This is a genomic window from Bacteroides sp. CAG:633, assembly GCF_000435115.1.
Taxonomy (GTDB): domain Bacteria; phylum Bacteroidota; class Bacteroidia; order Bacteroidales; family Bacteroidaceae; genus Bacteroides; species Bacteroides ndongoniae.
Window position 1 is genome coordinate 21,625 of sequence record NZ_FR883096.1, and the last position, 14,331, is coordinate 35,955.

15 protein-coding genes are annotated in these 14,331 nt (G+C 45.1%); 2 read left to right on the forward strand and 13 right to left on the reverse strand.

The features are described from left to right. The 9 genes from QVP67_RS10025 to QVP67_RS10065 all read right to left on the reverse strand — a co-directional run. A partial coding sequence (locus QVP67_RS10025) for a F0F1 ATP synthase subunit delta (protein ID WP_288180101.1) occupies positions 1–317 on the reverse strand: 317 nt, incomplete at its 3' end. Between the two features lie 92 nt (positions 318–409). Continuing rightward, complete coding sequence (gene atpF / locus QVP67_RS10030; RefSeq protein ID WP_022163426.1) at positions 410–922, reverse strand: F0F1 ATP synthase subunit B; 513 nt, start codon at positions 920–922, stop codon at positions 410–412. A gap of 152 nt (positions 923–1,074) precedes the next feature. Continuing rightward, positions 1,075–1,332: an ATP synthase F0 subunit C gene (gene atpE / locus QVP67_RS10035; RefSeq protein ID WP_022163427.1), complete on the reverse strand. Its 258-nt coding sequence runs from the start codon at positions 1,330–1,332 to the stop codon at positions 1,075–1,077. Between the two features lie 30 nt (positions 1,333–1,362). Then, complete coding sequence (gene atpB / locus QVP67_RS10040) at positions 1,363–2,550, reverse strand: F0F1 ATP synthase subunit A (protein ID WP_022163428.1); 1,188 nt, start codon at positions 2,548–2,550, stop codon at positions 1,363–1,365. Then, on the reverse strand, positions 2,534–2,953 hold the full coding sequence (locus tag QVP67_RS10045; RefSeq protein ID WP_071150728.1) for a hypothetical protein: 420 nt from the start codon (positions 2,951–2,953) through the stop codon (positions 2,534–2,536). The genes atpB and QVP67_RS10045 overlap by 17 nt, the downstream gene beginning before the upstream one ends. A 68-nt stretch (positions 2,954–3,021) precedes the next feature. Next, complete coding sequence (gene atpC / locus QVP67_RS10050; protein ID WP_022163430.1) at positions 3,022–3,267, reverse strand: ATP synthase F1 subunit epsilon; 246 nt, start codon at positions 3,265–3,267, stop codon at positions 3,022–3,024. A gap of 5 nt (positions 3,268–3,272) precedes the next feature. Continuing rightward, positions 3,273–4,793, reverse strand: coding sequence for a F0F1 ATP synthase subunit beta (gene atpD, locus QVP67_RS10055; RefSeq protein WP_022163431.1), 1,521 nt, complete (start codon positions 4,791–4,793; stop codon positions 3,273–3,275). 576 nt (positions 4,794–5,369) lie between these two features. Further along, positions 5,370–6,536 carry a formate-dependent phosphoribosylglycinamide formyltransferase gene (gene purT / locus QVP67_RS10060; RefSeq protein ID WP_022163432.1) on the reverse strand — a complete coding sequence of 389 codons (1,167 nt, stop codon included), beginning with the start codon at positions 6,534–6,536 and terminating at the stop codon, positions 5,370–5,372. A gap of 84 nt (positions 6,537–6,620) precedes the next feature. Next, positions 6,621–8,138 carry a DUF4301 family protein gene (locus QVP67_RS10065; RefSeq protein WP_022163433.1) on the reverse strand — a complete coding sequence of 506 codons (1,518 nt, stop codon included), beginning with the start codon at positions 8,136–8,138 and terminating at the stop codon, positions 6,621–6,623. A 106-nt stretch (positions 8,139–8,244) separates the two neighbouring features. On the opposite strand from QVP67_RS10065, the gene QVP67_RS10070 reads away from it, so the two are divergent. Together QVP67_RS10070 and QVP67_RS10075 are read left to right on the forward strand one after the other, a co-directional pair. Beyond that, positions 8,245–10,464, forward strand: a complete 2,220-nt coding sequence (locus QVP67_RS10070) for a RelA/SpoT family protein (RefSeq protein ID WP_022163434.1) — start codon at positions 8,245–8,247, stop codon at positions 10,462–10,464. Positions 10,465–10,466: 2 nt separating this feature from the next. Continuing rightward, complete coding sequence (locus tag QVP67_RS10075; protein WP_022163435.1) at positions 10,467–10,841, forward strand: diacylglycerol kinase family protein; 375 nt, start codon at positions 10,467–10,469, stop codon at positions 10,839–10,841. Positions 10,842–10,860: 19 nt separating this feature from the next. Here the strand turns inward: QVP67_RS10075 and QVP67_RS10080 are convergent, their stop codons facing one another. The 4 genes from QVP67_RS10080 to QVP67_RS10095 all read right to left on the reverse strand — a co-directional run bounded on the left by QVP67_RS10080 (position 10,861) and on the right by QVP67_RS10095 (position 14,294). Next, complete coding sequence (locus QVP67_RS10080; RefSeq protein WP_022163436.1) at positions 10,861–11,832, reverse strand: MFS transporter; 972 nt, start codon at positions 11,830–11,832, stop codon at positions 10,861–10,863. Next, positions 11,813–12,634 (reverse strand): 3-methyl-2-oxobutanoate hydroxymethyltransferase, encoded by an 822-nt coding sequence (panB, locus tag QVP67_RS10085; RefSeq protein WP_022163437.1) that lies wholly within the window; start codon positions 12,632–12,634, stop codon positions 11,813–11,815. Before panB ends, QVP67_RS10080 begins: the two co-directional genes overlap by 20 nt. A 73-nt stretch (positions 12,635–12,707) precedes the next feature. Further along, positions 12,708–13,358: an HAD family hydrolase gene (locus QVP67_RS10090; protein ID WP_071149769.1), complete on the reverse strand. Its 651-nt coding sequence runs from the start codon at positions 13,356–13,358 to the stop codon at positions 12,708–12,710. Between the two features lie 177 nt (positions 13,359–13,535). Continuing rightward, a complete protein-coding gene (locus tag QVP67_RS10095) occupies positions 13,536–14,294 on the reverse strand; it encodes a glycoside hydrolase family 25 protein (protein ID WP_288180102.1) in 759 nt (252 codons plus the stop codon). Positions 14,295–14,331: the final 37 nt, after the last annotated feature.

A 14,331-nucleotide genomic window follows, 5' to 3' on the forward strand; every position in this document is an offset into this window, starting at 1 on the left:
CTCTTCCGGTATAAATCCAAAAAGGCCAAACAGATGTATCGGAGCATGCTTTCACGGCCATTCTTCAGCACCAATGTTATGAAACGGCTGAATTCATGACTTACTGGAGCATCTCCGGCAGCAGCCGTACTGATAAGCGAATACTTCTCACGTATCGTCAAAATGGGATTATCCAACGCAGCATGTAAATCCGCATGATTCTGAAAACTATGTTCGAGCATACGCACACATGCGTAGACCGAATCTTCCGTTTTCGTATCCTGGGCGTATTTCATAAGTGCTTTGGCATACCGCACTGAAACAATTCCTATATCCATCTTATCTAAATTCAACTACAGAATCGCAATTCCTGATATAAGTCGGAAGTTCCAGAGAAAGCATCCCTTTCATCAGGAATTACAATTCAACATTAATTCTGTTTATTTCTCGAAGCAGCCAAAATTTCATCCAGCATACGGTCGATCATGCCCATCTGTTCGTCTTTATCATCCAGATTCTTGCGGATAACTTTCTCTGCAATATCTACAGAAAGCATGGCCACCTGACGGCGGATATCGCGTATGGCTTCTTCTTTTTCAAGCTGTATCTGTCTTCTTACCTCGTCCAGTTCCTTCTGCGCAGCGACTTCTGCTTGTTTACGGGCTTCGACAATGATTTTGTCGCGCTCGTGCATCGCTTCCCGAAGGATGCGTCCTTGTTCCTTATTGGCGGCAGCCACCAGTTGCTCACTTTCTTCTTTCAGTTTCGAAAGCTGAGCGTTCGCCTCGCGTGCTACTGCCATAGACTGGTCGATGTATGTCTTACGGCCTTCAACCATCTTGGTTATCACCGGAAAGCCATACTTCGCCAACACTACAAACACAATGCCGAACGAAAGAAGCATCCAGAACAGCAGACCACTATCGGGTAATAACAATGACATATTTCTAACTATTTAGTTTCTCGGTTTCCGGATTCATAAGCTTGTCAGTCCTTCGATGTTTCAACACCATAACGGAAGAACTTACGCACCTGTTAACCCGGCAACTTACAAATTAAGAATTATCAATTGAAACAGGAGGTACCCTCCGGTCATTACAGGAAGAATACCAACAGACACACAACGACTGCCAACAGAGCCACACCTTCAATCAGAGCGGCAGCAATAATCATGTTCATACGGATATCTCCTGATGCCTCGGGCTGGCGACCAATGGCTTCCATAGCGGAGCTACCAATTTTACCAATACCAAGACCGGCACCAATTACAGCAATACCAGCACCTAATGCTGCACCTAATTTGCTGACTCCCACACCTGCCGCAGCGGCTTGTAATAATACTGATAGTAACATAGTTTTCTAAATTTTTAAATGGTTATTTTTTTAGTTATTCAATTCTCGTATTTCTTTTTCTGTTTTTATCTCTTTCTTTTCTTCATGTTCCGCCTGCGCCAATCCGATGAACACGGCCGACAGCATGGTAAACACATAAGCCTGGATAAAGGCTACCAGCAGCTCCAACGCATTCATAAAGATGTTGAACAGCACCGAAGCAAACGTCAACGAACCGTTCAGTACAGGTCCCATGCTGGCCGATATGAATATCAGACTTGTCAGTACCAGCATGGCCATGTGTCCGGCCAGCATATTGGCAAAAAGACGGATCATCAAGGCAAACGGCTTGGTAAACACACCGAAAAACTCAATCAGGGGCATCATCGGGAAAGGTACCTTCAGCCACCAGGGAACATCGGGCCAGAATATGTCTTTCCAGTATGCCTTGTTGCCGAACAGGTTGACCGCAATAAAGGTACATACGGCCAACACCATCGTAACGGCTATGTTACCCGTCACATTGGCACCACCCGGGAAGAAAGGAACCAGCCCCATGAGGTTGTTGATGAATATAAAGAAGAAAGCTGTGAGCAAATAGGGAGCAAACTTATGATATTTGGGTCCCACACAACTCTTGATAACATCATCGTTGACCATCATGATAAACATCTCCATAAAGCCGACAAAACCTCCGGGAGCTTCACTGTCCTGCGGGTGTTTCTTGTACCAGCGTGCCACGCTCAGAATGATAATCATCAGCAGCAGGCTATTGAATATCAGTGCAAAGGCTACTTTGGTAATCGAGAAATCCCACGGGCGTACTTCATTGCCCTGGGCATCATACTCTACGAGCTTCCCTTCGTAACGGCTGCCTTCGGGGGCAATGGAAAGACCTTCGTATGACCCGTTATTCTCTTCGAGCCGGGCCGATGAGAACACATGCCATCCCGTTGTCTGGCTGTAGACAATAATAGGCAGAGGGACAGTGACATGAGTTTTTCCCCACGTAGTGATGTGCCACTCATAGGCATCGCCGATGTGCCCGAAAACAATTTCTTTCACATCAACTGTACCTTCTTCCTGCTCCTTTTCTGCCGATTCGCTCTTTTGTACGACAGTCGTATCTGCCTGACTGGCGGGAGTCACCGCAGCCACAGTGTCGGCATACACCGTTTCCGAAAAGAGGAATCCCATCAACAGGATTATTACGAACCACGTATTATGCTTTCGTTTCATCTTTCTTACTTTTTTTCGCTTTACGGTTCATTTCGAACGTGAAGAAGAACCATGAATCATATATCAAATAAATCAGATAATTTGCAATAAACGTCAGCAAAAAAGCCCGGATTTCCTCACGGACAGCAACGCAATAAATAGCCATCACAATGATGGCAAACAGCATCCGCATCACTTTCAGCAGCAAGTATATCTGCAACATCCACTTGGGAGAGTGCTTGCGGCACATTTCCGTCATGCTGATAGTAAACACTCCGAAGACAAAAAAGAATACAGGAATAATGGGATAGCCTCCAAAATAGTGATGAGGAAAGAAAGAAAAATAGATTCCGCCTCCACACACACCAATCAGCAATGTCAGCAAAGCCGATTGTAACAAATAATTACGTTTAGTTATACTAATGCTCACTTTTTCCTGTATTTTGATTTAAGTCCTCTCTCTTTTTTTACTATCTTAATCCGGCATCTTTTTTACTCGATGCAAACGGAAACGGTGTCATTGCTCATTTCGATAAAGCCTCCATGAATCTCCTGCGAATGCTCTTTACCATCTTTCGTCACGTAGGAGACCAATCCGGCCTTCAGTGACGAAACGATGGGTGCATGTTGCGGCAGTATGGTAAACGACCCCATCGCACCCGGCAATGTAACGCTGTCTACTTCTCCGTCAAAGATTTCCTTCTCGGGCGAAACAATATTTAAATGCAAATCCTTCATTTCCGTTATCTCTTAGCCTGTTCCAACAGTTTCTTACCTTTCTCGATTGCTTCTTCAATGGTTCCGACATTCAGGAAAGCCGGTTCCGGCAAATAGTCCACTTCGCCGTCAAGAATCATCTTGAAGCCCTTAATCGTGTCTTCGATAGAAACCATCGTACCGGGAACGCCGGTAAACTGTTCGGCCACAGCAAATGGCTGCGAAAGGAAACGCTGTACGCGACGGGCACGGTTCACCAGCGTGCGGTCGGCATCAGACAGCTCTTCCATACCAAGGATGGAGATGATATCCTGCAATTCCTTGTTACGCTGCAGAATCTGCTTCACACGCTGTGCCACGTCGTAGTGTTCCTGACCTACAATGTGCGGATCAAGAATACGCGAAGTAGACTCCAACGGATCTACGGCAGGATAAATGCCCAATTCCGTAATCTTACGGCTAAGTACGGTTGTTGCATCCAAGTGGGTAAAGGTTGTGGCAGGCGCAGGGTCGGTCAAGTCGTCGGCCGGCACATATACAGCCTGTACGGAAGTAATAGAGCCGTTGCGTGTAGACGTGATACGTTCCTGCATGGCACCCATTTCCGTAGCCAGTGTCGGTTGGTATCCCACAGCCGAAGGCATACGTCCCAACAAAGCCGATACTTCGGAACCAGCCTGGGTGAAACGGAAGATATTGTCGATAAAGAACAGGATATCGCGCGGTCCGTCTGTTTCAGCGCCACGGTCGCGGAAAGATTCAGCTACCGTAAGTCCTGACAGAGCTACGGACTGACGTGCTCCAGGGGGTTCATTCATCTGACCGAATATCAGCGAAACCTGCGACTTGGCCACTTCATTATAATCGACCTTGGACAAGTCCCAGTTGCCTTCTTCCATACTCTTCTTGAATTCTTCACCATAGCGGATAACACCGGATTCGATCATTTCCCTCAGCAAGTCGTTACCTTCACGGGTACGCTCACCAACTCCGGCAAACACGGAGAAACCGTGCTGTTTCTTGGCGATGTTGTTGATCAGCTCCTGGATGAGCACCGTCTTTCCTACACCGGCACCACCAAACAGACCGATCTTACCACCTTTACTGTAAGGTTCGAGCAAGTCGATTACCTTAATACCTGTATAGAGAACTTCCTGAACAGTTGTCAAGTCTTCAAACTTGGGCGGTTCGCGATGAATAGGATATGCTCCCGTACGGTCCAATTCCTTCATACCATCGATAGAGTCACCCACCACATTCATCAGACGGCCCTTAATCTGGTCGCCTACCGGCATGGTAATCGGGCCTCCCAACGGGTATACGTTCATACCACGTTGCAAGCCATCCGTACTGTCCATGGCTACAGTTCGTACTGTATTCTCACCAATATGTTGCTGTACTTCGATTATCAGTCGTTTCCCATGCGGACGCTTGATCTCCAATGCGTCATGAATGCTTGGCAGCACCAGTTCAGTCTCTGTACCTTCAAAATAGACGTCTACAACAGGTCCAATCACCTGTGAGATATGTCCGACAATCTGTGACATAAGCTTTTTTTTATTATCGTAATTAACTTCGTCACAAATTTACGAACAAATTGCATGTGGTTGTTCTTCCCAATAAGATTTTTTGGACAAAAAATACTTTTTTGAATGATTAAAGGTAGAAAAAGGACATTTTAATGCAAGAACTGCAACATCAGTTAACATTGGATATGATGGGATAAAGCCGTATCTCCATGCCGCCCCAAAGAGAGATTCTTTCAAGTTAGCCAATATTTTTTTCCTAACTAGAGAAAATTATTTTCCTAACTGGGAAAATATTTTTTCCTAACTGGGAAAAAATCGGGCCAGTCAGCCCAGCAAAATTCAGGCCATACGACTCTTTTCACACATACAGAAAAAGAGGAGGTGTCAAAGCCAAAAGTGGCTGACATTTTGATATATTTTAGGCACGGATTACACGGAGGAACGCAGAGAAAGAAGAATAATCATCCGCAAAATTCCGTGTAATACGTGCCTAAAGGAAAGCGGTTCCTTAATCTGACACACTTTCCTGTTGCCGACATGCTGATAACAAAACCCTTTTCAAGGCTTTTTAGCTTATTCAGGATGGAGCGGCACTTAATAAACCTCTACCCTGGCTGCAATGCTCTTTGTCTTGTCACGCAAAGCATCCAGATCGCTGCCAAGAGGCGCATAGCACAATACGACTCCCATACGGCGATTGACACGTGTAGTAGGCTTTCCGAAAATCCGCAAATAGGTATCCTCTTCTTTAGTGACTTCTTCCAGTCCTCTATAATTAGGCTGCTCCTGGCTGGCTATCGGCGAAAGGATAACTGCACTGGCACCCATACGCTCCAGTTTGATGCCAGGAATGGGCAAACCTAAAACAGCACGCAGGTGCAGTTCGAACTCGTTCAGGTTTTGAGTACCGGCCAGTGTAACCATGCCTGTGTCATGAGGACGCGGAGACAATTCCGAGAAATACACACCATTTTCATGGCTCAAGAAGAATTCCACTCCCCATATACCGTAACCGGTCAAAGCTCTGGTCACCTTTTCAGCCATTTCCTGTGCCTCTTTCAAATGTGCCGGATCGATGTAAGCCGGCTGGAAACTTTCACGATAGTCTCCGCCTTTCTGCACATGTCCGATGGGAGGACAGAACAACGTAGGACCATTCTTCTGAGTGACGGTCAACAGCGTAATTTCGCTATCGAAGTGAATGAATTCCTCGATGATCAGTTCCTTTATATCTCCGCGGCTTCCGCTGCAACCATACTCCCAGGCATGTTCCAGTTCGTCGGCACTCTTGACCAGCGACTGCCCCTTGCCCGAAGAAGACATCAAGGGTTTAACCACACAAGGGAAACCAATCTTTTCGGCAGCAGTTTTCAACTCTTCCAACGATTTGGCATAATAATACTTAGCAGTCTTCAATCCCAATTCCTGTGCAGCCAAATCGCGGATGGCCTTACGGTTCATCGTATAGTTCACGGCTCGTGCACTGGGTACCACCTGAATGCCTTCTTTCTCGAAATCGTATAAACGTTCCGTACGGATAGCTTCGATTTCCGGCACAATGATATCCGGATTGTGCTTACGTACTGCGCGCTCCAAAGCATCTCCGTCGAGCATGCTGAACACTTCGCATTCATCGGCGACCTGCATGGCCGGTGCTCCGGCATACGAATCGCAAGCTATCACATATTGTCCTTTACGTTGAGCGGCTATTACAAACTCTTTACCTAATTCACCAGAGCCTAACAACAAAATTTTTTTCATTATCTATCTACTAATTTTATATGCGAGGGTGCATCAAAAATACGCTGCACCCTCCATTCTTTTTCAAATCCAACGAACGAACAGTTATTGATGCTGTTCTCTTAACAAATCGTTCACGGTCTTCACCGGATTGAATGTGCTTAACGGCACTTCTACAAATATCGTGTTCCAGTCGCTCATGGCTCCGTTCCACAGTCCGGGAAGTTCCAATGCTTTCAGTTCCTTTCCGTTTTTCGATTTATGGGATATGAATCCGGTCGATTTGTCTACGTACTTCGTAAGGTCGAATTTATGTCCCTTATAGTCGCGCACTGCACATACCAGGTCTACCGGATTGAAATGAGTTCCCTTTTCGAACATTTCTTTCTTCTGCGGATCGTTCATGTCAATCTGCGAACTTTCCAGTATCTGCAACGAAATAGTGCCATCGCTGTTATAGGCCAGGAACGGACCTCCACCGGGTTCGCCTACATTCTTCACCATACCGCATACACGCATCGGACGATTCAGTTTCTTTTTCAGGTAAATAACCAGTTCGGCATCCTCCAGATTCTTCACTTCCGGATTCTTGCAGCAAAGTTTCTTTTGCAAGAACTGCAATACGTCCAGAATCTGTTCATGAGTATATTTTCCGCTGTCCAGCAATTGCAGATATGCAAAAGCCTGTTGTTGCAAGGTAATCAGTACACCTGCTATCAGTTTTTTATATAAAACGGTGTCGCCTTTCAGCTTGTCAGGTACAACGTTATCGATGTTCTTGATAAAAATAACGTCAGCATCCAGATCATTCAAGTTCTCAATCAAAGCACCATGTCCACCCGGACGGAACAGGAGTTGTCCCTTATCACGGAAAGGCTGATTGTTCATATCAGCAGCAATGGTATCTGTGCTCGGCTTCTGCTCAGAGAATGTAATATTATAATCCACTCCATATTTCTTGGCATAAAGAGCAGCCTTTTCCTCGATCAGAGCCTTAAAGAAAGCACGATGTTCGGGAGATACAGTGAAATGTACATTAACCTTGCCATTGCGGTTGGCTGCATACAAAGCACCTTCTACCAGATGTTCCTCTACCGGAGTACGGCTTCCGTCTTCATATTTATGGAATTTCAGCAATCCTTTGGGCAAAGAGCCGTAATTCAAGCCTGCCGATTCCAGCAAAGCTGCCACCACAGCCTTATAGTCGCCCTCGTTCAGCAAAGCAGGAATATCCTTGCCCTTGGTCTTCAGACATGCCGCATTCAAATCATCGTAAAAAGCAAAATGCTCAATCTTCTCAAAGAACTTCTTTTCAAAATCTGTCTGAGGGACATTATAATCAGCGCCCAAAAACTCAAACATATTCTTAAACATGCGGCTGGCCGCACCCGAAGCCGGTACAAATTTTACCACTGTTTTATCAGTCTGTGTATAAGCTTCCCATGCGTCCAGATATGTTTTCTGAACCTCAGCATCGGGAGCCAATATACCATTTTCAACAGAAGCAGCTGCATATAACTTCAAAAAAGGAAAACCTTTCTCAAAACATGCCAACTGTTCTGCAATCTGTTCTTCCGAAATGCCTTTCTTTACAAGCAAATCTTTGTCCTGGGGTGTTATCATATTTATCTAAATTTATTAATTGACCCCCAAAAGTATAAAAAAAATGCAACTGTGATAAGAAAAAACAAGAAAAAAACTACCTTTGGCAAATAAAATACAAATGACCATGGCAACAGAGATTTTTTTCACTACAGATGAGAAAAAAGAACTATTCTCACTTTACCGCAAACTGCTGAAACTTTCGGGTGACACATTGCAAAAGGATGACTGTAAAAAGCTGAAAACTCACCTTATCAATGCCATACAACAGAACTTTATCCAACGGGATATATTCGGCTTGAACCCTATCATCAAGGATATGCAGACAGCGGTTATAACGGCCGAAGAAATCGGTATGCGCCGTGCCTCCATCCTGGCCCTGATGCTGCATGACTCTGTCCGGTGCGGCAGCTATAGCCTCGAACAGGTACAGGCCGAGTATGGAGAAGATGTTGCAAGAATCATACAAGGACTGATACGTATACAGGAACTGTACACGAAAAGCCCTACCATCGAATCGGAAAATTTCAGAAACCTGTTGCTTACATTTGCCGAAGACATGCGGGTCATACTGATTATGATTGCCGACCGTGTAAACGTGATGCGACAGATCAGGAACAGCGAGAACGACGAGGCTCGCCGACAGGTTGCCAATGAAGCCGCATACCTTTATGCCCCACTCGCTCACAAGCTGGGACTGTATAAACTGAAATCGGAACTGGAAGACCTTTCACTGAAATATACGGAGAAAGAAGTATATTATCACATCAAGGATAAACTGAACGAAACCAAAGCTTCGCGCGACAAATACATTGCCTCTTTCATTGCCCCGGTACAAAAGAAACTGGAAGAGGCCGGACTGAAGTTCCACATCAAAGGACGGACCAAATCAATACATTCCATCTATCAGAAGATGAAAAAACAGAAATGTCCGTTCGAGGGTGTGTACGACTTGTTTGCCATCCGGGTAATCCTCGACTCTGAACGGGACAAAGAAAAACTGGAATGCTGGCAGGCATATTCTATCGTAACAGATATGTATCAGCCCAATCCCAAACGTTTGCGCGACTGGCTGTCTGTGCCTAAGAGCAACGGTTACGAATCGCTCCACATCACGGTAATGGGACCGGAAGGCAAGTGGGTGGAAGTACAGATCCGTACCGAAAGAATGGACGAAATCGCCGAACGTGGTCTGGCTGCCCACTGGCGCTATAAAGGAATAAAAGGCGAAAGCGGACTGGACGAATGGCTGACTTCCGTACGCGAAGCATTGGAAAGTTCGGACAGTAACGGACTGGAAACAATGGATCAGTTCAAACTGGACTTGTATGAAGATGAAGTCTTTGTCTTCACCCCCAAAGGCGACCTGTTCAAACTGGGCAAAGGAGCTACTGTACTCGATTTCGCTTTTCACATTCACAGCAAATTGGGTTGTAAATGCATCGGTGCCAAAGTAAACGGCAAGAACGCCCAACTCAGGCAAGTATTGCATAGTGGTGACCAGGTAGAAATAATGACATCGAATACCCAGACTCCCAAACAAGACTGGCTGAACATTGTAACCACGTCGAAAGCCCGTACCAAAATACGCCAAGCTCTGAAAGAAATGGCTGCCGGACAGCATGACTTTGCCAAAGAGACACTGGAGCGCAAGTTCAAGAACCGGAAGCTGGAATACGATGAAGCCATCATGATGCGTCTCATCAAACGCATGGGTTATAAAGTGGTGACAGATTTCTATCAGGCGATTGCTAATGAAACGATTGACGTCAACGACATACTGGATAAATACATCGAACTGCAGAAAAAAGAAAACGATGCGCACGATGAGGTTGTATACCGCAGCGCAGAAGGATACAACCTTCAATCTCCTTTGCTTGAGGAAACAAGCAACAAGGAAGATGTACTCGTCATCGACCAGAACCTGAAGGGACTGGAATTCAAACTGGCACGTTGCTGTAATCCTATTTATGGAGATGACGTATTCGGCTTCGTCAGTGTTACCGGCGGAATCAAAATTCACCGCACCGACTGTCCCAACGCCAGCGATTTACGCGAACGCTTTGGCTACCGTATTGTGAAAGCACGTTGGGCCGGAAAATCACAAGGCACACAATATCCTATCACATTGCGTGTAGTCGGGCATGATGATATTGGCATTGTTACCAATATTACCTCTATTATCTCTAAAGAAATGGGAATTACCCTGCGTAGTATCAGTATTGATTCTCACGACGGACTATTCTCGGGAACACTGACCGTAATGGTTGGCGATACGGGCCGTCTGGAAGCTCTCATCAAAAAACTGAGAACCGTAAAAGGAGTAAAACAGGTATCAAGAAACTGAATATGAAATACGATTTCAAAAAGCAGATAAGAAGTTTCGGATATGCATGGCATGGCTTATACAGTTGCATAGGGAAGGAGCAGAACCTTAGCTTTCACCTGATTGCCACTGTATTAGTCATCATTGCCGGATTCCTGTTCCATATCACACGAACCGAATGGCTTGTTATTCTGCTGTGCATCGGCATGGTTATCAGTGCCGAGCTTTTTAATACAGCCATCGAAAGATTGGTAGATCTTGTTTCTCCACAAAGACATCCCATAGCAGGACAGGTGAAAGATATTGCGGCAGGAGCTGTATTGGTATGCGCATGCATAGCAGTCATCATAGGGCTTATTATCTTTATCCCCTATTTAACCGGTTTATTCCAAAAATAAAAAGAGTGAGAAAATAACATCATCTCACTCTTTTATTTTTATAATACGGACAGGTAGCCATTATAAACATCAGCACTGACACAGCCGCAGTAACACTTCCAATATACAGTGATGTTTCATTGGGCTGCCAGCTTGCTATCGCAAAACCACTTATCATACCGGCATCAATAGCTAGGTTCAGGGTAGTATTGCTCGTTCCACGTTGACAATGCTGCGAAAGCCGGACAAACATACGCACCAAGGGGACGGCGGACAGCAACAAAATCATAACCAACAACAGCAGCCCATACAGCCAAAACGCATCAGCCTCCCATACCACTAGTGAAGCAAATATCCCACAGGCCAGAGTCAGCAAATACACATTCAAAGCCGGCAACCAGGCACGCGGCAATATGAAACGGTCAAGATTGCAGAGCCTCATTCCCATAGGTGCCCGAAACGGTACATGAATACGGCTGGCTTCCAATATGCCCAATACGCCCACTACTGTTGCAACATACAAAACCACTGTAATGGCATATTGCCAGTATAGCCAGAAGCCCAAAAACATACCGACAGCCATTCCAATGCAATTCCAACGTGCATAGGCAACATTCGCCCGGGTACGATTCCCCGATTCGGTCACATCGATGCTCAAGGTAACCCCGGCAGCAGAAGTCAGGCCCCAGCATGCACCCTCTATCAGAGCCAATGCTCCCCATTCCGCCAAACCGTCTGCATAAATATAGCCAAACAATGCAACCAGCAAAATGGCAGCAGGCCATACAAACACGCTTTTCCGATAGCAGGCATCTCCCAAATATGCATTGAACGGTCCGGACAGAAACAAGCCTGCCAGCATCAGCAAATAGAAATACACACCCTCACTGCCCAATCCGACAGCCAACAACGGGAACGGCATATAGGCGGCTGCATGGAGGAAAAATCCTGCCATGCACATCCGCCTGAATCCTGGAGAGAGTTGCGTATGCTCAATATTGTTCTTTTTCATTCGGAAAATCCAAATTCTTTACATCAGAGACATAACGGCTAATAGCGTCAGTCATCACTGTATGCAAATCGGCATAACGACGCAGAAAACGTGGACGGAAACCATTGTTCATACCCAACATATCCTGAACAACCAAGACCTGTCCGTCTACTCCGCCACCAGCACCTATACCAATGACAGGGATAGTCAACTCGCGTGCCACCCGCTCAGCCAAAACTGCCGGAATCTTCTCCAATACGATGGCAAAGCAACCTGCTTCTTCAAGCAAATGAGCATCGCGCACCAGTTTCTCGGCTTCAGCTTCATCTTTGGCACGTACGGTATACGTACCATATTTATTGATGGATTGCGGCATCAGTCCCAAATGTCCCATAATGGGAATACCTGCACTAAGTATACGCTTCACTGTACCGATGATTTCTTCTCCACCTTCCAGCTTCAACGCATCTGCATGGCTCTCTTTCATAATACGTATAGCCGATGCCAATCCTTCCATCTCATTACCTTGATAAGAACCGAAAGGCATGTCGACTACTACCATGGCACGTTTCACGCCACGTACTACAGATTTTCCATGATAAATCATCTGATCAAGAGTAATAGGCAATGTAGTCACATTACCAGCCATTACATTCGATGCCGAATCGCCAACCAGTATCACATCTACACCGGCACCGTCTACAATCTGTGCCATAGTATAGTCATACGAAGTCAGCATAGAAATTTTTTCGCCTCTCTGTTTCATTTCTACAAGGCGATGTGTAGTCACTTTACGAGTGTCATCTGAAATATATCCAGCCATTTCTATAAATATTAAGTTATTACTTTTTCATGTACCAAATAAATATAAGTTTCTGCCTCTTCCCGATAGGTTCCTATTTTCGGATTTCGAGCATTTTCTTGTATGTGAAACCTTCGAAATCATTCAAAATATAATGGCAGAACGGAGCGATACTCTCACGGGAGTTGGTTGTAGCCAGTCCGACGACATTCGCCCCAGAAGCCATACCGGCTTTCAGTCCATTGAATGAATCTTCAAAAACATATGTATTTTCGGGCTCAGTGCCAAACACCTCCATCCCCAACAGGAAGCAATCGGGAGCAGGTTTCGAACGGGTAAACATCTCCGCAGTCAGAATCCGGTCGAAAAGTGTCTTCACTTCCGGACAGGCACGGTAAACAGCTCCCATTTTTTTATCATTCGAACTTGTTACAACTGCGATCTTTACATCATGCTTCCGTAAATCTGCAATAAAATCGAGCACACCCGGAATATATTCGTACTTCATTTGTTGCTCGAAGTTATCCAGCTGCTCTGTTATTTTCTGTAATTCCTGTTCTTTTCCCGAAAAGAAATTATCATATATGTAAGTCAACGTCTGACCTTTAATAAGAAGTTCGAGATTGTCCATGGACAAATAGTCTACTCCAATCTTATGCCAGAATATGCTATACTGCTTTTCTGTATCCATGACAACTCCGTCAAAATCGAAAAGAACTGCAATCTTTTTCTGTTCGTTATCCATACTTTTTCCTAAATAAGTAAAACTATACCTTTCTACTTCTGAGCCGGCAAAGATAATGAAAGGTGAGCGCAGAGACAAATGAAAACCAAAGTTTTCAAATTTGACCAAGCCTAACTGCATCTTATCTTATCAAAAGGCGCAAATCATCTGTGAACAATACAGATAAAAATGCCGCAATCACTTCAGTGTCATCCCTGTCAACTCTTCCAATGTTCCATTAAAAACATTCAAATCCACTTCTTCTTCAATGCCTGGCACACGCCCTACATCTGTATATTGCCAGAAGTCCCAACGCCCCCTGTAACGAACTGAGTCCACATAGTAATGAGCAATCCAATAAGGATAGGTATCAAAAACTGAGTCGTTAAGATAGCGTTGCTTGAATTTATACGAAGTATATAAAATAGGCTTAATGCCATAATGCTGTTCTACCCGATTGAGCCATATTTTCACCGAGGCCTTCAATTCATCCACAGTCTTACGGCCAAGAGTTTCCACATCAAGTACCGGTGGCAAGTCTCCACTGTCCAATTGTACGGTATGAATAAAAAAATCGGCCTGCCTCACTGGATCTGTCTGGGGAATAAAATAATGATATGCTCCCCTAACAAAACCATATTCATGCGCTTTACTGAAGTTTCTGGCAAAACAAGAGTCACCATGGTCTCCTCCCTCGGTAGCCTTCATAAAAATAAAATGAATCGGGAAATCGGACTGCCTGTTACGTGCCAGCATCGGCCAGTCAATATCTCCCTGATAATGAGAAATGTCAATTCCATGCACTTCGTAACTGCAAGGTATACATACGCCATACCCCTTCCTGCCATAACAAGGCTTCCAACGATAAGCATAAGGACGGACAAAAAAACAATAAAAAGATGCCGAAAGAAACAAAACGATACATACAGCCAACACATTGCGCAGCCATTTAGGCATCACACGTGTCTGATTCCGTTTTTTTGCCCTGTGTCCG

Excerpts from the sequence above, each read along its gene's own strand:
- atpF (WP_022163426.1), bottom strand. The coding sequence starts at position 922 with ATGTCATTGTTATTACCCGATAGTGGTCTGCTGTTCTGGATGCTTCTT.
- atpE (WP_022163427.1), bottom strand. The coding sequence starts at position 1,332 with ATGTTACTATCAGTATTATTACAAGCCGCTGCGGCAGGTGTGGGAGTC.
- atpB (WP_022163428.1), bottom strand. The coding sequence starts at position 2,550 with ATGAAACGAAAGCATAATACGTGGTTCGTAATAATCCTGTTGATGGGA.
- atpC (WP_022163430.1), bottom strand. The coding sequence starts at position 3,267 with ATGAAGGATTTGCATTTAAATATTGTTTCGCCCGAGAAGGAAATCTTT.
- atpD (WP_022163431.1), bottom strand. The coding sequence starts at position 4,793 with ATGTCACAGATTGTCGGACATATCTCACAGGTGATTGGACCTGTTGTA.
- purT (WP_022163432.1), bottom strand. The coding sequence starts at position 6,536 with ATGAAAAAAATTTTGTTGTTAGGCTCTGGTGAATTAGGTAAAGAGTTT.
- QVP67_RS10065 (WP_022163433.1), bottom strand. The coding sequence starts at position 8,138 with ATGATAACACCCCAGGACAAAGATTTGCTTGTAAAGAAAGGCATTTCG.
- QVP67_RS10070 (WP_022163434.1), top strand. The coding sequence starts at position 8,245 with ATGGCAACAGAGATTTTTTTCACTACAGATGAGAAAAAAGAACTATTC.
- QVP67_RS10075 (WP_022163435.1), top strand. The coding sequence starts at position 10,467 with ATGAAATACGATTTCAAAAAGCAGATAAGAAGTTTCGGATATGCATGG.
- QVP67_RS10080 (WP_022163436.1), bottom strand. The coding sequence starts at position 11,832 with ATGAAAAAGAACAATATTGAGCATACGCAACTCTCTCCAGGATTCAGG.
- panB (WP_022163437.1), bottom strand. The coding sequence starts at position 12,634 with ATGGCTGGATATATTTCAGATGACACTCGTAAAGTGACTACACATCGC.
- QVP67_RS10090 (WP_071149769.1), bottom strand. The coding sequence starts at position 13,358 with ATGGATAACGAACAGAAAAAGATTGCAGTTCTTTTCGATTTTGACGGA.
- QVP67_RS10095 (WP_288180102.1), bottom strand. The coding sequence starts at position 14,294 with ATGCCTAAATGGCTGCGCAATGTGTTGGCTGTATGTATCGTTTTGTTT.